The 19,397-nt window shown below is 42.4% G+C and carries 14 protein-coding genes; 7 read left to right on the top strand and 7 right to left on the bottom strand.

From position 1 onward, the window contains the following. Positions 1–29: 29 nt before the first annotated feature. The 5 genes from BHV83_RS14820 to nadB all read left to right on the top strand — a co-directional run bounded on the left by BHV83_RS14820 (position 30) and on the right by nadB (position 8,341). On the top strand, positions 30–641 hold the full coding sequence (locus tag BHV83_RS14820; RefSeq protein WP_008773174.1) for an RNA polymerase sigma-70 factor: 612 nt from the start codon (positions 30–32) through the stop codon (positions 639–641). A 23-nt stretch (positions 642–664) separates the two neighbouring features. Beyond that, positions 665–1,666 carry a FecR family protein gene (locus BHV83_RS14815; protein WP_057327030.1) on the top strand — a complete coding sequence of 334 codons (1,002 nt, stop codon included), beginning with the start codon at positions 665–667 and terminating at the stop codon, positions 1,664–1,666. Beyond that, entirely contained in the window at positions 1,663–3,411 is a 1,749-nt protein-coding gene (locus BHV83_RS14810; protein WP_057327031.1) for a RagB/SusD family nutrient uptake outer membrane protein, read from the top strand. The genes BHV83_RS14815 and BHV83_RS14810 overlap by 4 nt, the downstream gene beginning before the upstream one ends. Before the next feature lie 16 nt (positions 3,412–3,427). Then, positions 3,428–6,616 carry a SusC/RagA family TonB-linked outer membrane protein gene (locus tag BHV83_RS14805; RefSeq protein ID WP_232282382.1) on the top strand — a complete coding sequence of 1,063 codons (3,189 nt, stop codon included), beginning with the start codon at positions 3,428–3,430 and terminating at the stop codon, positions 6,614–6,616. A gap of 153 nt (positions 6,617–6,769) precedes the next feature. Continuing rightward, positions 6,770–8,341 carry an L-aspartate oxidase gene (nadB, locus tag BHV83_RS14800; RefSeq protein WP_057327032.1) on the top strand — a complete coding sequence of 524 codons (1,572 nt, stop codon included), beginning with the start codon at positions 6,770–6,772 and terminating at the stop codon, positions 8,339–8,341. Between the two features lie 61 nt (positions 8,342–8,402). Here nadB and rbr read toward each other — a convergent pair whose 3' ends face one another. Next, complete coding sequence (rbr, locus tag BHV83_RS14795) at positions 8,403–8,981, bottom strand: rubrerythrin (RefSeq protein WP_008777696.1); 579 nt, start codon at positions 8,979–8,981, stop codon at positions 8,403–8,405. Positions 8,982–9,270: 289 nt separating this feature from the next. Here rbr and BHV83_RS14790 point away from each other — a divergent pair, with 289 nt between their 5' ends. Further along, positions 9,271–10,950 carry a SulP family inorganic anion transporter gene (locus BHV83_RS14790; RefSeq protein WP_005860327.1) on the top strand — a complete coding sequence of 560 codons (1,680 nt, stop codon included), beginning with the start codon at positions 9,271–9,273 and terminating at the stop codon, positions 10,948–10,950. Between the two features lie 53 nt (positions 10,951–11,003). Here BHV83_RS14790 and BHV83_RS14785 read toward each other — a convergent pair whose 3' ends face one another. The 6 genes from BHV83_RS14785 to BHV83_RS14760 all read right to left on the bottom strand — a co-directional run bounded on the left by BHV83_RS14785 (position 11,004) and on the right by BHV83_RS14760 (position 17,953). Further along, positions 11,004–12,449: a PA14 domain-containing metallophosphoesterase gene (locus BHV83_RS14785; RefSeq protein WP_048926955.1), complete on the bottom strand. Its 1,446-nt coding sequence runs from the start codon at positions 12,447–12,449 to the stop codon at positions 11,004–11,006. A 331-nt stretch (positions 12,450–12,780) separates the two neighbouring features. Continuing rightward, complete coding sequence (locus tag BHV83_RS14780) at positions 12,781–13,236, bottom strand: hypothetical protein (protein WP_005863718.1); 456 nt, start codon at positions 13,234–13,236, stop codon at positions 12,781–12,783. Between the two features lie 112 nt (positions 13,237–13,348). Then, positions 13,349–13,903 carry a DUF5025 domain-containing protein gene (locus BHV83_RS14775; RefSeq protein ID WP_008778943.1) on the bottom strand — a complete coding sequence of 185 codons (555 nt, stop codon included), beginning with the start codon at positions 13,901–13,903 and terminating at the stop codon, positions 13,349–13,351. 146 nt (positions 13,904–14,049) lie between these two features. Then, complete coding sequence (locus BHV83_RS14770; protein ID WP_008778942.1) at positions 14,050–15,609, bottom strand: hypothetical protein; 1,560 nt, start codon at positions 15,607–15,609, stop codon at positions 14,050–14,052. Positions 15,610–15,669: 60 nt separating this feature from the next. Then, complete coding sequence (locus BHV83_RS14765) at positions 15,670–16,023, bottom strand: DUF3244 domain-containing protein (protein WP_048926953.1); 354 nt, start codon at positions 16,021–16,023, stop codon at positions 15,670–15,672. Between the two features lie 184 nt (positions 16,024–16,207). Then, entirely contained in the window at positions 16,208–17,953 is a 1,746-nt protein-coding gene (locus tag BHV83_RS14760; protein WP_121962031.1) for a hypothetical protein, read from the bottom strand. Between the two features lie 322 nt (positions 17,954–18,275). Between BHV83_RS14760 and BHV83_RS14755 the strand changes: the two genes are divergently transcribed. After that, positions 18,276–19,382, top strand: coding sequence for an acyltransferase family protein (locus tag BHV83_RS14755; protein ID WP_057327035.1), 1,107 nt, complete (start codon positions 18,276–18,278; stop codon positions 19,380–19,382). Positions 19,383–19,397: the final 15 nt, after the last annotated feature.

The following is a 19,397-nucleotide window of genomic DNA, read 5'->3' as shown; positions in this document are numbered from 1 at the left end:
ATTTGCCTCAATCTTTTATCTAAAGTGGTATGTGTGAGCAATTGTATCTAACGGATGATCGTCTTCTTTTCGATAAGATCAGAGGGGGCAACGCAAAGGCGTTCGAATACGCTTTTCGCAAGTTCTCTCCCCGTTTAGAGGCATTTGCCCAGAAATACACCAACGATACAAACGAGGCGGAGGATATCGTACAGGATGTATTCTTGAAATTATGGGAAAGAAGGGAGTTGCTGGATAACATCTCGCTGACCTCTTTTCTTTTCATGATGGTAAGGAATAGTTGTCTAAACTATTTAAAACACCGTCAGATAGCCGATACGGTACAGCAACGGATACCGGATACCGAGACTGCCGAGCGATTATATGCGGCGGATTTCGTACCCGACCCTTCCTCCTTGCTGATCCAAAAGGAACTGTCCGACTCGATCGATCAGATTATGGAGGAGCTACCGCCCAAATGCAAGGAAGCGTTCGTTCTCAGCCGTCTGAACGGCTTGAAAAACCGGGAGATAGCGGAACATATGGCTATTACGGAGAAAGTGGTGGAGAAACACATTACCCGTGCCTTGAAACGATTCCGGGATGGATTAAGGCGTTATGCCTTATTACTGGGAACGCTCCTTAGTCTTTGGAAATGGTAATAAAGATTTAGTAAAACAGGAAAATGGAGAATAAACGATTCGAACATATAATTACACGGTATCTGAAAGGCAAGGCGACCCCGGAGGAAGAAGCGGAGTTGCTTCAAGCCATCCATGTCTCAAAGGAATGGGAGGCCGCTTTCCGGAAGCGAACCGCCGAATGGAATCCTTTGGAAGAGACTGAAGCCGATCCGGAAACGGACCGGAAATGGAATCGGATCGCTTCGATCATCACGCCCTCGGAATCTCAATCGCAAACCGAAGAGGCACCGGTTATTTCCTTGGTCTCAACTTCTTCCCGAAGAATATGGTTCTCGATAGCAGCGGTGGTCTTACTATTGCTTGTATCCGGAGTTACCGTCTATTTCTTGAATCAAGGCGGAAAAGCGGGAACAGGAAATGCCGAATGGCAAACGATTATAGCTGAGCAAGAGGATCGTTCGATCCTTTTACCCGATGGTAGTTCCGTTTATTTGAGAGAGAATTCCGAGCTAAGCTATCCGGAGGTATTCGCCTCTTCCGTACGAGAAGTGAAAATCAGAGGAGAAGCCTTCTTTGAGGTCACTCCCAATAGCGAGCAGCCTTTTATAGTTGATGCTTCCGGCTTATCGGTCAAGGTACTGGGAACCTCTTTCAGCGTACAGACCTCCGATCAAGGAAACGAGATCTCCGTGATCTTGGTAGAAGGAAAGGTGAGCCTGAATAACGCGCATGAGAAAGAATTGGTACAGTTGCATCCGAACCAAAAAGCCGATTATTTCGTGAATGACGAACATTATACGGTAACGGAAGTTGATAGTGAACGGCTTACCTCGTGGAGAAAAGGGATCATCTTTTATGATAACGCTTCCTTAGATGAAATCGTACGCTTGATCGAACAAACCTATAAGGTCTCACTCATGTACACACGTCCGGAAAACGATGATCAACGTTTCTCCGGCGCTTTTCTAAAGACACAAAAATTAGAAACCGTATTACAACAAACCAATAAACTCACGGGTACGAACTTGATTCTTATTCAATGAAGAGATACGCGCCACTGCTGTTAACCTTTCTTTTTCTCCCGCTGCTCTTCTCCTGCTTCGATCTGGAAGAAGACCTATACGACCAGCTGGAGAAAGAGGATTATTATACGGATTATGAATCCTTAATGGCCTCCGTACTCCGTCCTTATGAGCATGCGAAATGGGCGGAGACTAATTTCTCTTTCTGGCTGCAAGAGTTATCGGCGGATCAACTCGTGATCACCCAAAAACGAGAGCATTGGGAAGACGGGGGCGTATGGCGTATGATCCACCAACATACATGGGACACGTACGAGAAAAACAGTGAGCAAATGTGGAACGCTTGCTACGGAGGTATCGGATATTGTAATAATACATTGGCGGATATCCAAGAGTTATCATATGATAACTTCGGACTCTGCGAGTCCGACAAGCGGCAGCATATCGCCGAGCTTACCGCTTTACGGGCTTATTTCCAACTTTTACTTCTGGATGCGTTCCGCATCCCCGCGATCTCCCTCACGACAGAGGAAGAGGTCGGTTCGGCTACCCCACAAGAAAATTTCCACTTTATAGAAGAGAGCTTATTAAACGCCATCCCCGATTTACCCAAAGCACCCTCTAAGAATTACGAGGGACGTATCACCCAAGGAGCGGCGGCCGTATTATTGATGAGGCTCTATTTTAACGCGTCTTGGTATATCAATATACCGATGTGGGAACAGACCGGAGCGCTTTGCGAACGGATTATCAACGGAGAGTTCGGCACTTACTCTCTCACCTCGGAATGGACTGATTTATGGAACGCAGGCAATCAAGATTGTCCGGAACTAATCTGGTCTTATCCCCAGTCCCGGCAAGTAGGGTATGATGATTTTTACTATCTGTTTTTTATGCACTACCAAGCGCCCGAACGATTCGGCTGTGGCAAGGATTTGCCGGCGGCCTATAATGGTTGTCACCTCAGTCCCTCTTACGATCCATCCGGCAAGCCCTACCCTTATACGTTAGGACGCACGTTTTCCAAATTTCCTGATACGGATCTCCGGAAGAAGAACTTCAAGGTACTCTCACAAGGCATTTACGAGGGATTATTCCTCTTCGGACCCCAACAGATATACAATAGCGACCAGCTTCAGTATGGCGCCGAGGAATGGGGAAACTACCCCCTCATTTTCATAGATCAAGTAGCACGTTATTCCGACCATCTATCCGATACGGAAAAGAAAGCACTCACAGATAAACAATTATCTTCCGATACGCCGTGGATCATACGAGATAAAAGATTCACCTCCCTCGCATCCAATATCAAGACCGGCGAGGAGAATACAGGTATCCGTATCGTGAAATATCCGCTTTATCCATCCGGAGACGTGGGGCTGATGGCGAATAATCTGGTAGTGTTACGGCTGACAGAGGTTTATTATACGCTGGCGGAAGTTTCCTTTCGTCTGGGTAATCCAGCCAAGGCCGAGGCGATCTTGAACCAGATACGCAAACGATACTATGCGCCGGAAGACTGGGAACAAGTACGCTATCCGGAAGATGGCTCCGTCCTTACCGCACAGGAATTATTGGATGAATGGGGACGTGAATTTCTAGCGGAGAAACGAAGACGTACCGATTTAAACCGGTTCGGCCTATTCACGACCGGTATCTGGTGGGATAAGCAACCCTCCGATAGTTATCGCCGGTTCTATCCGATACCTGCCCGGGCGATATCGGCCAATCCCTTATTGAAACGCTCGGAAGGATATATCTATTAACCGTTTAATTCACCCTATGCAAATCAAGATATACATATCATTCTTAATAACGGCTCTGTTCCTTTGCGTCCCGCATACACGGGCCCAAGAGATCGAGGTTCCCATCACCTTGAATGAACATGGGACTCAATTAAGGGATGTATTGCGGAAAATAGAGCAACAATCCCCTTATCTTTTCCTATACAACGAGACTCAGTTGGATATGAAACAGAAAATCAATGAGAAAATAACCTCGCCGGATATCCGTAAAATACTAGACCGGCTATGCGGACCGATCGGGATACGCTATGAGATCATGGACGTACAAATCTTGTTGATGCCTAAGATCGATACGGGGAAGCCCAAGCCCTATCCAGTCCCGGTTACGGGTTATATCACGGATGAGAAAGGGTCTCCCATGGAATTTGTCTCGGTAATCGACCTTCTTTCCGGTAAAGGAGGACTAACGAATGAGGAAGGGTATTTCCGCTTCTTTACGGATAAGGATTCGTGCCGGCTACAAATCTCCCATCTGGCCTATAAGCCGGAGCTAAGGACGGTGGGGCCCGATAACCGTCATTTACAGATCCAATTGATACCGGCCGTCTTTAATTTGGACGAGGTGGTAGCGATCGGCTACGGAACCTTGGCACGCAAGGAACTGACATCAGCCGTGGGTTATGTATCCTCGGAACGGTTCTTATCCGGGAAGGTCAACAATCCCATCCAAGGCATCAAAGGATTGATCGCCGGAATGAGTATCTCGGGATCTTCCTTGTCCGATATAAACTCGATACCGGATATACAGATACGGGGCGCCGGGTCTATTTTGGCCGGAAACAAGCCGCTAGTCGTGGTAGATGGGGTACCCGGAGTATCCTTGAATAGTTTATCACTAGCCGAAATCGCCTCCATATCGGTATTAAAAGACGGATCTTCCGCCGCCATTTACGGATCGAACGGGGCTAACGGAGTGATCTTGATAACGACCAAAAGCGGTAAAAGCTCGGATAAGTTGCAGGCCAATTACCAAACCTACCTAGCGGCCGCTCACGAATATAATAGACCTCGTGTCCTTTCGCCCGAAGCCTTTGTAGCAGCCGGGAGAGACGCTGATCTAGGGTACCATACGGATTGGCAAGCCGCTTTGATACGCTCCTGCCCCTTGGAACAAAATCATGATTTATCCATTCAAAACGGATGGAAAAGCGGGGCGTTCCGTATCTCCATGAATTACAGGGACGGACAAGGGCTAGACATTGTATCCTCCCGCCGGGAATACGCCTTACGTACCCATATCAGCCAAAACCTCCTCTCCGGCTATCTGGAGCTAACCGTATCGCTCGCTTACAAAAAACAACATTTGCGCCTAGGTAACCATACAGCTTTCCAACAGGCGATGCTAGCCAATCCTACCGCCCCGATCTATACCGATGAGGAGGAGACGGAGTATCTCTATCCTTCCGGTTTCGAGCGGGATAATCCCGTAGCCTCACTAAAAGAGGAAAACCGGCAACAAGAGAACCAGTTTATGACCGGCTCGCTAACCGCACGGATCAACTGGAGCAAACCTTTTTACTCCACCATTATGCTCGCCGAGAACCGGGAAGAGAGTGAGGAAAATGTCTATTGGACCTCACGGGCCAAAGAATCCGTAGACAATAACCGGAAAGGGCGAGCGGATCGTACCTCTTCCAAATATGTAAACCGGACGCTAGACTGGACCAATCATTACGATAATACGTGGGACCAGCACATGGTCAAAGCGATGATAGGCTATTCATTCCAACGTTGGGATCATTCGGGAATGAACGCCGGAAATGCCGACTTTCCTACCGACTTCTTCACATGGAACAACATAGGCACCGGTTCTTACCTTACCGATGGAAAAGCGACTTTAAGCTCATTCAAGAATTCCAGCAAGTTGATTAGTGTCTTTGCCCGGTTTAATTATTCCTACCGGGACTTATTGATGCTTTCCGCTTCGTTTCGCAGGGAAGGTTCCAGTAAATTCGGGGCGAATCATAAATGGGGCAACTTCCCTGCCCTTTCGGGTGGTATACGCTTGAGCGAGTTACCCGCCTTCCAAACGGAATGGTTGGACGATCTTAAATTCAGGGTTGGTTACGGGGTATCGGGCCGCCATAATTTCTCCCCTTACCAATCGCTAGAGACGTACGCCGGAGCGGGTAAAGTCATGGTAGATGGCAAATGGATACAAGTATTCGGACCTAGCAATAACCCCAATCCGGATTTACGCTGGGAAAAAAGCCTGCATACCAACATAGGCGCCGAGGCGATCTTATTCAACTCCCGCCTCATGCTCTCCTTGAATCTATTCAAACGTACGACAAAAGATCTCCTGTTTGTTTACAACGCGATCAAGCCTCCCATGATCCATGACAATATCACGACAAACGTAGGTACTATCGACTCCAAGGGATTGGAATGGGAAATGAACTGGCTACCCGTGCGTACCAAGAACTTTCAATATTCGGCAAGCCTCACCGGTAGCCTATTGAGCAGTACGCTGAAAAGCCTTTCCAACAACCAGTTCAAGCTAGGCTATACCTATCTGTATGATCTTCCCACCCCCGGATTACCCGGCCCGGCTATCCGCTTGGAGGAGGGAAAGCCAATCGGCTCCTTTTTCGGTTGGCGCTATGCCGGAACCGACGCCGAGGGTAATATCTTGGTATGGAGCAAAGACGGGAGAAAGATCCCGACCACGGAACGAACCGAGGAAGACAAGAATTTTATCGGCAACGGCGTACCGAAAGTGCAGCTCTCTTTCAGCCATACGTTTACTTGGAAGAATTTTGATTTACGATTGTTTTTCACCTCTTGGCTGGGGTACGACCTGTTGAATCTGAAACAAATGTACTACGGGCTACAAAACGTACCGGTTACCAATCTTTTAGAAGACGCTTATACCCGTAACGACGCCATCAAGGGAGACAAGATCTATTGCGATTATTTTCTTGAGAACGGTAATTTCCTGAAATTAGAAGAATTGACCTTGGGATATAAAATTCCTCTCCCAGACAATAAATGGATTCAATCGTTACGCTGCTATTTCTCGGTAAATAATGTATTTACACTTACCGGATATACCGGAGGCGATCCCGCTAATATCAACGTGAATGGCGTAGAACCCGGTATCGAGACCACTTCCATCTATCCTGTAGCCCGTACCTTCACGCTGGGATTATCCGTCCAATTCTAAAGGCCTCCACTGCAAGCCGGGTTGCAGTAACACAACCCGCAAGGCTCTATCCGGGAAACCTGTAGTCAATATTTATTTTGTACGAAAAGCAAGCGCAAAAGGAACAACCTAATCAGTTAATCCCTAACTTTGTGAGCCTAAACAGTAGAAAACATGGTACAAAGATTCGATTACTTAGTGATAGGCTCAGGAATCGCCGGTATGAGTTTCGCTCTGAAAGTAGCCAATGAAGGCAAGAGCGTAGCACTTATCTGTAAAGCCGGACAAGAAGAAGCCAACACATATTTCGCACAAGGAGGTATCGCTTCCGTAACCAACTTGAAAGTAGATAATTTCGAGAAGCACATAGAAGACACGATGATCGCCGGCGACTGGATCAGCGACCGGGCAGCCGTGGAGAAAGTCGTGCGCGAGGCCCCTGCCCAGATCGAGGCGCTTATCCGATGGGGAGTTAATTTCGATAAGAAAGAAAGCGGAGAATTCGATCTGCATAAAGAAGGAGGACACTCCGAGTTTCGTATCCTGCACCATGCCGACAATACGGGAGCCGAGATACAGACGAGCTTGATAGAAACGGTAAACAACCATCCCAACATCACCGTATTCACGAACCATTATGCGGTAGAGATTATCACCCAGCACCATATGGGCATTATCGTCACCCGCCATACCCCCGGTATCAAATGTTTCGGTGCCTATGTATTGAACGAGGATACGGGCGAGGTACATACTTTCTTGTCAAAGATAACCGTTATGGCGACAGGCGGTTGCGAGGCCGTTTACCGGAATACGACAAACCCGCTGGTAGCTACCGGAGACGGTATCGCCATGGTTTACCGCGCGAAAGGCTCCGTAAAAGATATGGAGTTTATCCAGTTCCACCCGACCGCCTTGTATCATCCGGGCGACCGTCCCTCTTTCCTCATCACCGAGGCGATGCGCGGATATGGAGCTGTATTGAGAAACCTTGGCGGCGAGGAGTTCATGCATAAATATGATCCCCGTCTTTCCTTGGCTCCCCGTGATATCGTAGCCCGTGCGATCGATAGCGAGATGAAACAACGGGGTGAAGACCATGTCTATTTGGACGTGACGCACAAAGATCCGGAAGAGACGAAGAAACACTTCCCCAATATCTATAAGAAATGCCTCAGCTTAGGGATCGATATCACGAAAGATTACATCCCGGTAGCCCCTGCGGCCCATTATTTATGTGGAGGTATCAAGGTAGACCTAAACGGGCAATCCAGCATCCGTCGCCTATATGCGATCGGAGAATGCTCTTGTACCGGCCTGCACGGTGGTAACCGCTTAGCTTCAAACTCATTGATCGAGGCAGTTGTATATGCCGACGCCGCGGCGAAACACTCATTAAGCGTCATGGATCGCTATGAGTTTAACCAAGATGTACCGGAATGGAACGATGAGGGAACGATCACCAATGAAGAGCGTGTATTGATCACCCAAAGCATGAAAGAGGTAAACCAGATCATGGAAGCGTATGTAGGTATCGTTCGTAGTAACACACGTTTGATCCGTGCGTGGAACCGTCTGGATATTTTATATGAGGAGACAGAGAGCCTTTTCAAACGTTGTAAGGCATCCCGTGAATTATGTGAGTTGCGTAATATGATCAATGTAGGTTATTTGATCACTCGTCAAGCGATGGAACGGAAAGAGAGCCGGGGATTACATTATACGATTGATTATCCGCCGGTTAAATAATTGAAAATTGAGAATTAACATAGTTAGTAATTCTCAATTTTCAATTCTCAACTTTTAATTATCAATAGTTCTGTTTCATCGGTTCGAAATAAGCTTGCGGATGAGCGCATGCCGGACAGTTAACCGGAGCTTTCTTGCCCTCGAATACGAAACCACAGTTGCGACATTGCCACAAGATAGCCTCAGCTTTCTCAAATACCGTACCTGTTTCTACATTATTCAATAACTTACGGTAACGATTCTCATGCTCTGCCTCTACCTTAGCGATCATCTTGAAAGCTACAGCGATAGCGGGGAAACCTTCTTCCTCTGCGATCTTAGCGAACTCAGGATACAATTCAGCCCACTCCTCATTCTCACCAGCTGCCGCGGCGGCCAAGTTCTCAGCGGTTGTTCCGATTACGCCTGCAGGATAAGAAGCGGTAATCTCAACCATTCCACCTTCCAAGAATTTAAAGAAACGTTTAGCGTGTTCCTTCTCTTGCTCGGCTGTTTCCATGAAAACACCTGCGATTTGCTCGTAACCTTCTTTCTTGGCTACGCTAGCGAAAAATGTGTAACGACTTCTTGCCTGAGATTCTCCGGCGAATGATTTCAATAAATTCTGCTCGGTACGTGTACCTTTAATACTTTTTTCCATAATGCTAATTTTATGTAGTAAATTAATGAGTCTGTTTTGTATATCGTTTTTCTTATGACCGATCAAAAGTAAGAATTTGTTTCCAAACATCGATTACGCAAACATTAAATAATATCTATCGGGAGATAGATATCACTTATTTATCAAGGAGCAACTTCTCTACCTTTATATTATGAAACAACAAATCCTCCTAAATTGTTTACACAAAATCGGAATGCGTCTTTAGATTTTTTGCATCTTCTTTATTTTATTAACTTTGCATCCTCAAATCAAACAGGCAAGAAGAAAAATGAAGAACAAATTTGATTTTCAGCCCAAGCTCTTTACGGCGCTGAGAAATTATTCCAAAGAGAGGTTCATGACGGATCTCATGGCGGGTATAATTGTCGGCATAGTTGCCCTACCACTCGCCATCGCTTTTGGTATCGCCTCCGGGGTAAGTCCGGAAAAAGGATTGATCACGGCTATTATCGGTGGATTCATTGTCTCCCTTTTAGGAGGCTGCAACGTACAGATCGGCGGACCTACCGGAGCGTTTATCGTGATCGTTTATGGCATTATACAGAACTTCGGTATCGAAGGGCTTGCCATCGCTACCGTCATAGCGGGTATTATTCTGGTATTGATGGGCGTGTTGAAGCTCGGTACCGTGATTAAGTTTATCCCCTACCCGATTGTCGTAGGTTTCACGAGTGGTATCGCTATCACTATCTTCACGACACAAATGAAAGACTTATTTGGATTGACTATGGATAAAGTCCCCGCCGATTTCATCTCTAAATGGATCGCATATTTCGGGGCGTTCGATACGGTTAACCCTTGGGCATTCGTTATCGGTATCATTAGTATCCTGATCATTACGTTAAGCCCGAGGCTAACGAAGAAAATTCCGGGTTCCTTGATCGCTATCGTCATCATGACGATCGTTGTTTACATTATGCGTAATCATTTGGGTATTACAGGTATCGAGACGATTGGAGACCGGTTTACTATTAACGCTTCCTTGCCAGCCCCGGCTCCGATCACGTTTAATATGGAAACTATCAACTTATTGCTTCCCTCCGCCTTTACGATCGCTATCCTTGGGGCTATCGAGTCTTTATTATCCGCTACGGTAGCGGATGGTGTGACAGGTGACAAGCATAATTCAAATACGGAACTAATCGCCCAAGGCGCGGCGAATATCATCGTTCCTATTTTTGGCGGTATTCCCGTGACCGGCGCCATCGCCCGCACAATGACCAATATAAATAATGGTGGACGAACCCCGGTTGCCGGTATTATTCACGCCATCGTATTATTATTGATTTTGCTTTTCCTCGGACCGCTTACCAAACACATTCCAATGGCTTGTCTGGCTGGCGTATTGATCATCGTATCTTATAATATGAGTGAGTGGCGTACGTTCCGTTCCTTGATGAAAAACCCGAAAAGCGACGTATCCGTCTTGTTGGTGACTTTCTTCCTGACGGTTATCTTTGATCTTACGATCGCTATCGAGATCGGTCTTTTGATCGCCATGTTATTCTTTATGCGCCGTGTGGCCGAGACCACGCATGTATCCGTCACCACGGATGAGATCGATCTTTCCGACGAGGGCGAGATTCATCATGACGAGGAAGTCCTCTCCCTGCCTAAAGGTGTAGAGGTATACGAGATCGATGGTCCGTTCTTTTTCGGCGTAGCGAATAAGTTCGACGGCATCATGAAAAGTATGGGAGATAAACCGAAAGTCCGCATCATCCGTATGCGTAAGGTTTCGTTTATAGATTCTACCGGTCTGCATAACTTGGAAAGTCTTTTCCGTCTTTCCGAGGCAGAGCATATCCATATGATACTTTCCGGGGTCAATGAACATGTACACCGTGTATTGACAAAATCCGGATTCGATAAGAAGATTGGCGCAGAAAATATTTGCAGTAATATCAATGAGGCAGTAGAGAAAGCGAAAGCTGCCGTACAAGACTAAGATACTATCAGACAGTGGGAGACGCAGCATGCTGCGTCTCTACAACTGGATATTTATTCCGGTAAATAATACCAGTCCTCTGGTAAGACAGCTTCCTTTATTTTACGGCTGGAAACCCCGACCTCCAAGGCCTCGCCCATATAATCCTCGAAATACAAAACACGTAATTCGTGGAAACCAGCGTCTAACGCCACCTTTCCTTTCGCTATACGAGCGTTATGCGAGCCATCATTATCAACAATAGCTTTCCCGTCTATAAATAGTTTGGAACCATCATCCGAATACGTATAAAAGCGATATACACCTTTTTCAGGGATATTTATCAACGTACGGAACTCATAAGCGAAATGATCCTTGGCCGGAGCCTCCTGAATAGAGATATTTTTCATCGTACCCTCTTTCACTTTTGTCCCGGAAACGATCTGATCCGTATGTTTAAATTTACCTTCATAATAGGTATAAGCTACCCCGTGCTTTTTAGGTTCTACCGTTTTGGCGGGTAAGAATTCCATCGTTTCCTCATCCTTAGAGGTCAGGCCAGACGGATAATAATACGTATATTCCTTTCCGGACGAGGTACGAATCCATGAATCAAACTCAAACTTGCCCTCACGCAATTCAATGATACGGCCACCCCGCTCGAAATCTCCATAAGCGTCCCATCCGGATACACGCCCGAAAGCTAGCCCCACATTATATAACATTCCTATATAATCGTTATCATGATCGTGCCCGGCAAAAGTAGCCATCACATCCTTCATTTCCACCAAGGAAGCGAAGAAGCCCGTGTTGATCTTGGGAGAGGCGATTCCCTCTTCTTTCTGTCCTAATGTAGTCTCCGCCCCAACGATCTCATTATATTCCAACAGAGGAATATGGAAAAAAGCCAAGGCTGGCAACGGTTTGCCGCCATTTTCCTTGGTATAGCGCATACTTTGCTCACGATACCAATGGATCTGGTCGAAATGAATCCAATCATACGTGCCATAATCCTTCAGCGTAGGATAATCGTTGGAGTCGATACAATACAATAAGGCCGCCGGTTTCTTTCCGTCCGAACTGTAGACCGGTACCACATAGTTTCCGGCTCCATGGATATCACCCGGTCCCTTCTCGCCCATAAAATAAGGTGATTTACTAAGCATGGCATAAATCTCGTCCTTGGGGACGATCTCCGCGTCATGATTTCCCATCATGACCGTAAACGGTATCTTGGCCTCCTCAAAGATCCCGATCACCGACTTCCATCCTTCCAAACCGGGGTTTGCTGTCACCACGTCGCCCGTCAGCATTGCCACATCCGGATTCTCCGCCTTTAATACGGATTGTATCGTAGCGACTGTCTTAGCGCATTTAGATGATTTCTGATCCCAATGAATGTCTGTAAATTGGACGATCTTGAATTTCCCATCCTTGAAAGCAAGCTGTTTTTGTGCGAATAAGCTCATCGGGGCGCAAAAGCACAACAAGGCTATCGCTAATAAAAAAGTCTTTTTCATGTTCTTCGATTTAGTAATTGGGGGCTAAGTTATAAAAAAAAGAGAGCGATGTATAAAAACAGGCTCTCTTCTTTATGTTAAATGCCACAATGAAACCCTTGCTGTCAAACAAAAGCTATATACATATCCGCAAGCCGGGTTTTCCTGTCAAAATGCGGGATCTCTTTTACTATTTTCTCACAATCCTCAAGGCTCATTCCTCCTTTAGGTTCCCCCCAGTACCAAAGTTTAGGGGTATTCTGTTTTTTACTTGTTGACTCCATAATTCTCGTTGTTTTTATTGTAAGACAGGAAACGCTCAAATACCCCTATCCTCAAAATATATAAAAGATTAAAATAATGTGAATTTATATCCAACCGACAACCCCAATTTCAAATCCCGGTCATTGACACAATTCTGGAAATAGTTCACTCCCACATAAAATCTTTTTACCTCTATACCGGCCGCCGCCGTAGCTCCCAGATTCCAATATTCACCACTACCGGTGTAAGCACCCGCATTTAATCGGAGATTCACTTTATCGCTCAACGGAATATGAAAAGAAGCATACACGGGTACAAAAAAATCAATATTCCAATCATCTCCATATGAAAACGAATTCCCTGCGGTATGCAGCAACAATCCCGTTTGTATAGAAAACAACCGTGATTGTGGAAAGTTTATATACGCCCCCGTCTGAAGCCCCCATCCATCTCCTCCTAGTATTCCGGTACGAGCTTCTATATCAGCGGCCTGCGATCGACCAAAAGATAAAAGCAATATTAACAGAACAAACAACTTCTTCATTACTTACAAGGTATTAATATTAATATTTAGATTGAATAAAAGTTCGACATATCATGATATAGAACTCCCATTCAATCTAAATATTGCTTCTATATCATTATTCGGCTCCAAGTTAGTGTATTCCGAATATAGCATCTTTTATGACGATCGAATCTTCCGAATTCTCTATATTATATAGGATGCCTTCCATCTTCCCTTCAATATAAGGGGTACCACTTCCCTCATGAAAACGAATACTATCCACTTGTATCCGAAATGAAGATTTCAGTGGATGATACACTATTTTAGCGTCATCTTTCGTGATCCTAACAGTAGATTCTATCTCTTCATTCAATAATTTACCCTTATCGATCAGATATTCTCCTTCTCTCAATGGAATCAATGAGATCCTCAGCATAGGATAAGGATAGTCAGAGATATGCACTCCTAATGGTATCTCCCAATAGAAACCGCTTAAATCGGTATTTACCTCCTGCCAAAAATTTCCATGATCAATAAAAGAATGAGAGTTCGACTGATTAGCTATAGAAATATCTTGACTATTCACCTTTCCTTCAAAGTACCCCAAATAGTAAGGAGTTTCTTCAAAAGAAATATCTTCACCTTTATTACAAGATATAGACAAAAATAATAACATACTAAATAAAAAATAGATTACCTGTTTCATATTACAATAATTTTATATAAATATAATTCTTATTTATCAATTACCTACTTTAACAGAATCAGTTCGTACATTCTATCTTAAATATAGATATTATTTTTAAGATTATCTCTACATATTACAGTCAAAAAAATATCAAACCACAAAAATTAATTATATTTTAATGGACTTAGTGCTAATTGATACCATCCAGTCCTATATTTATCTGTATAGTCAGGTTTCCAATCCCTTCCAGTTGATAAATTCTTCTTTGATTTTAGAATTTTATCTTCAAAATTAACAATAACTTGACCTAATTCATCACTAGCTAAACTTTTAGTAACTGTATATGAAACTGTTTTTGATGTAGTTGCTGTAGCTCCAAATTTTAAACCAATCTTTACTTTTTCTCCAAAAGATGGATCAAATCCAAAATTAGTTGCAAATGTAGCTGTTGAAGATTCTACACTTTGAATAGTTTCACTAATATCTAGTTCTTCTATCGCTATTTTTATTATTGCACCATAATTCTCTATATTCCATTCGAATAATGGAAGGTCCAAAGCTATTCCATCTGTTAACTCTATTGATTTAACTTCGAATTTACTACTAAGCGGATCTTTTGGTGTTATTTTAAACAATGCAGATGGTTTAACTATAAAATTGTTAATATATTCATTACCTATACCAGCTTGATTTGCAACATACACTTTTACTATAAATTCAAGTGATCCGTCTGTCCATGGTGTAAGAATAGTACTACCTCCGGGACGACCACCTCCTGTTTCTTGATGAGTATTTCCATCAATTCTAGGATCTTCACTTTGATCACAAATTTTGTTCATAACTGTACGTGGATCTCCTAATAATTTAAAATACACCAAACTTTCCTTAAAATCTCGATTGAAAGGTCCTTTTGGCTGTTGAGGAGTCAAGCCATAATATATATAATCTCTCGGCCATTCATTTGTTGCAGCAAATACGTCGTAGGCTTCATAAACCTTTTTCATATTTTCAGGTATTGATCCTGTGCGATCTCTAGTATCACCACTAGAAAAATTTCTATTCTGTATGACTGAAGAAGCATTCTCTGTATTATCAAATACATCACTAAAGAATACAATATCAGGATTTATAATACTCATCGGTGACAAATTCCTTTGAGCCTTATTTACAGAAACCACTCTTTCATTTAACTTCACTACTACAATAGGATATTTAGGAATTTCATTTGATGGTATTAAGAATTCTTTATTTACTCCATAGCCCATTACATCATTACTATTTTTAACTCTTAAAGCTGTATATGGAACTTCACTCTCCACATTCCAAAGTTCAGCAGAAAAACTGTTATCAGGCAATTCTGGTACAAATATAGTTAAGGTTGAAAATAATTGTTTTATTTTTTCTAATCTAGTTATATCCATATACAAGCTCATTAATTCATCAACCGTTTTTCCAGAAGTTAATCTATAAGAATTAATAGATAAATATAATACATCATAATCATAATCAAACATCTTTAAAGCTTCATTTTTAATAATACGCCTTAATTCTATTGAAGAATCTAAACTATAAGCTAATGCCTTACTAAATTCTTCTAATAATTCATGATTTGTTATTGTATCACTACTAACAGTGGTAATATTACGGCTTACTTCATTTCTTGGTAAACTATAATCTATTTCCTCTACACAAGACATTAATAATAATACTGATAAGGAAAACATTATTTTAATTATTTTTTCATAATAACTATTATTTATAATTAATATTTTAATTAATAAAATCTATAGAAATAAGAATCCATATACATTGTTATAACCATCTGTTATTTGCAACACACCTTTTTCTTGATCTTTTAAAGGTATTACCAAAGATGGCATAGTACTCGTTTGTACCATTTCATTATAGATCACTTCTCCCGTAGAACTAGTAACGATAACACGCACATTACCTACATTTTCATGGAAGTTCACTATCAGTTCTCCACTAGCTTCTTCAATAGAAGCGTCCATAGGCAAATCTACGAGAATAGATTTTTTTGAATGCTTCCAGTTACCATCTAAGTGAACCCGCCTACCAAAACAGGGAATAGCACTTAACAAAGACATTACTACAAATAAAAATTTAAATAATTTCATTTCTCATCTCATTTTTTGATTTGGATGCGAAGAACAGGCTAATAGCTCGAATAACAAAGAAAAAGGGCTAATAAGTGACGGACAAACTCAATTTATAATTTACTGATAATTAATAAATTATAAATTCATGAATAGGACAAACATTTCATGGATATATACATATATCTATCTAATAAACAAAAAGTTACATCATATTAATAATATAGGTATACAAATCTAGCTCCTCCCCTATAATTCCTAGCTTCTGACGTACACGTTGGCGACGCTTATTTACAGAATCCGGCTGAATGTTTAATAGAATAGCCTCACTGATCGTATCTAAATGAAATAAAACTAAATAACAATAGCGTAAATCCGCAAGAGTCATATTGAACTCAGAGAATTTCTTTTCTAAAGATGGGTAGACCTCATTTGCTTGAGTAATAATATCTCGCCAATATTTTTCTGAAAGAGGGGATTTTGTCGTACCAGGAATTACTTTTTGGGATAGTTTAATCACTTTCCTTGCTATCATAGATGATAAAAACAGATTATTACGCTGTTCTGCGATTCTCTGGATAATGGATTTTTCTTCTTGTTTCGTTCGTTCATATCGCTCCTCTAACTTCGCTCTAGAATCAGATATATTGAGTAATTCATCTTTTTTTGATAACTTATCGAATAAATCCTGAAGCTCAAGTTGTTTTATATTCAAGCTATTCTGCAGTTTCAATAATTCAATATTCTTTTGCTCAATATCGATTTGCTGGACATATATTCTCTTATTTTTCTTATTCATTTGCAACTGATAAACGAATAACAATAATAGACAAACAGTAATAGAAGTAACAAGAAGTATAAAAGTCCATTGTTTATCCACCTTTAATTGGGTATTTTCTAACGATATTTTTAAATGATTATACTCTTTTTCTGTCTTTACGATATTCGCTTTATTTTGTAATGCTAAGATAGAATCTGCGGCTTCATTATATTGCTCTAAATAGGTTAAAGCATTTTCTATATTACCTTCTGCTTTTTCCAGTTCATAATAATTATAAATTATGGAGATATGCGTATTTTCATTTAGGGTTGGTATGATGTTCGCTTGCTCTAAACATAGGCGAGCATTCTTGAAATCTCCTTCTTCTATATAGACACCGGCTAAAGCGGAATAGTCTGGAGCATTATCCAATTCAGAAACATTTATTGATTTCCATAAGTATTGCTTAGCGAGTTCTATATTGCCTAACACACTATAAACATTTCCTATCCCATTGGATATATATCCTATATCAGAAGAATCCCCTAGTTCCGCTATAATAGTATCAGCTTCTAGCAAATATCTCAACCCGACCTCTGACGAATCCGCAAAAACATACATACGTCCCACATCCCGCAAAGCGAAAGCTGCGCTCCGCATATTTCCGACCTTTCGAAAGTACTGTTCCGCTTTTTTATATTTATCTTTTCCTAATAAATAGTCACCGTCAAAATGATACAAGTCTCCCATATAGCTACAAATATACCCGGCTTGATTATAGTCATGACAACGTAAAGCGATATCCAACGCCTGTAAATAAGCCTTCATAGCCAGCTCGTTATCCTTATCCTCCACATACGAACGCCCCAAGTACAAACCGATCCTCGCTTGCTCCTGCCCCGTTCCGTGCGACTCGTAATAGGCTTGCGCACGCCGCAATTGCTGTACGTAGGGCAGATCCGTATATAACGTGTCCGCCACTTTACCGGATAGCATACACCAACGAGCCAATAATTTATCACTCAAATTATCGGGCACGGCTATGCTATCCAATAGGATAAGGGAACTATCCGGATCAGATTTCAACAAGGATTCCGCACGATCGATTAGGTATGTGGCATCGCTTTCATCTCGACAACCTATAAATGAGAGTGTGGATAATAACGATATCAAAATAAGTAAATGCCTCATTGGTTCCTATCTTTAGATTCTATGCACAAGATAGGCATATTTTTCATCAAACCTTAAAGAATAATTGATTATTAGGCTTATTGTATAAAATTCTTATCGCTTGGATATCTCCATCATATTTTTGGAAAAACACGTACGTGTTTTCATAAATTCTCTTACGTGTTTTTAAAAAAAGACGTACGTGTTTTTCCGAAAACATGTATGTGTTTTTTATATGTTTGATTATCAGTATACTAAAAACAGTATTCCCAAAGGCAGGGATATTGTAGGAAATTCCATTATCTTTGGACTTTCATTGGTAACTTTTTAATCTACTATCAATATGGCACAACAATCCGGAAGACTATTATCCCTTGACGTGATGAGGGGAATTACGATCGCGGGGATGATTTTGGTAAATAACCCCGGGTCATGGAAGTATGTATATACGCCTTTAGAGCATGCACGTTGGAACGGCCTCACTCCCACCGATTTGGTATTTCCGTTCTTTATGTTCATCATGGGGGTCTCCATGTTTTTCTCGCTTAGGAAATATAACTTCAAGCTGTCGAAAGAAAGCGTGACGAAAGTATTGAGACGCACGGTATTGATATTCCTCGTGGGATTAGGGCTGAATCTGTTCGGGCATGTTTGCTACAATGGATTTACCGATTTCCAGAATTTACGTATCCTTGGGGTGATGCAAAGGTTGGCGCTGGCATACGGCTTCGGGTCGTTGATAGGATTAGCGATTAATCATAAGTATATTTTGCAGGTAGCCGCTGGTATATTGATATTTTACTGGGCATTACTAGGTTTCACGCATAGTATGGAAATGTCGGAAGATAGCATTATAGCGATCGTGGACAGAACTTTATTCGGTACATCGCATATGTATCACGATGATATGGCAGATGGTACACGGATCGCCTTTGATCCGGAAGGGCTCTTGAGCTGCATCGGTAGCATAGCGCATGTATTACTCGGTTTCTACGTAGGAAAGGTAATACAGGATTGTAAAAAGAACAATGAGTTGATTATCCGTAATATCTTCATTTTCGGTACGATTATTCTTTTTGCCGGTTTCTTACTAAGTTACGGCTGCCCGATCAATAAGAAGATATGGAGTAGCACGTTCGTCTTGGTAACTTGCGGATTCGCCTCCTTATTCCTCGCTTTATTAATCTGGATCATCGATATAAACGGGAAGAAGAAATGGACGTTATTCTTTGAGTCGTTCGGTATCAACCCGTTGTATCTGTATGTACAAGGGGATATATTGGCCGTATTGCTGGGAATGAGCGGTATCTCCGCCTTTATGTATATGGATCTGTTCAGGTCGGTATTCGGCGATTTCGGAGGATCGCTGGCTTGGGCTATCTTCTTCGTGGTGTTAAACTGGATACCGGGATATTTCTTGTATAAGAAGAAGATTTATATAAAGCTATAAAAGCAATATTCATAT

Source organism: Parabacteroides sp. merdae-related_45_40 (assembly GCF_001915675.1).
The sequence above is the reverse complement of the archived record's forward strand: the minus strand, read 5'-3'. Positions and strand labels throughout refer to the sequence as shown.

Coding starts and splice junctions, on each gene's coding strand:
- rbr (WP_008777696.1), bottom strand. CDS start 8,981: ATGGAAAAAAGTATTAAAGGTACACGTACCGAGCAGAATTTATTGAAA.
- BHV83_RS14780 (WP_005863718.1), bottom strand. CDS start 13,236: ATGAAGAAGTTGTTTGTTCTGTTAATATTGCTTTTATCTTTTGGTCGA.
- BHV83_RS14790 (WP_005860327.1), top strand. CDS start 9,271: ATGAAGAACAAATTTGATTTTCAGCCCAAGCTCTTTACGGCGCTGAGA.
- BHV83_RS14755 (WP_057327035.1), top strand. CDS start 18,276: ATGGCACAACAATCCGGAAGACTATTATCCCTTGACGTGATGAGGGGA.
- BHV83_RS14765 (WP_048926953.1), bottom strand. CDS start 16,023: ATGAAATTATTTAAATTTTTATTTGTAGTAATGTCTTTGTTAAGTGCT.
- BHV83_RS14815 (WP_057327030.1), top strand. CDS start 665: ATGGAGAATAAACGATTCGAACATATAATTACACGGTATCTGAAAGGC.
- BHV83_RS14785 (WP_048926955.1), bottom strand. CDS start 12,449: ATGAAAAAGACTTTTTTATTAGCGATAGCCTTGTTGTGCTTTTGCGCC.
- BHV83_RS14760 (WP_121962031.1), bottom strand. CDS start 17,953: ATGAGGCATTTACTTATTTTGATATCGTTATTATCCACACTCTCATTT.
- BHV83_RS14805 (WP_232282382.1), top strand. CDS start 3,428: ATGCAAATCAAGATATACATATCATTCTTAATAACGGCTCTGTTCCTT.
- BHV83_RS14775 (WP_008778943.1), bottom strand. CDS start 13,903: ATGAAACAGGTAATCTATTTTTTATTTAGTATGTTATTATTTTTGTCT.
- BHV83_RS14820 (WP_008773174.1), top strand. CDS start 30: ATGTGTGAGCAATTGTATCTAACGGATGATCGTCTTCTTTTCGATAAG.
- BHV83_RS14810 (WP_057327031.1), top strand. CDS start 1,663: ATGAAGAGATACGCGCCACTGCTGTTAACCTTTCTTTTTCTCCCGCTG.
- nadB (WP_057327032.1), top strand. CDS start 6,770: ATGGTACAAAGATTCGATTACTTAGTGATAGGCTCAGGAATCGCCGGT.
- BHV83_RS14770 (WP_008778942.1), bottom strand. CDS start 15,609: ATGTTTTCCTTATCAGTATTATTATTAATGTCTTGTGTAGAGGAAATA.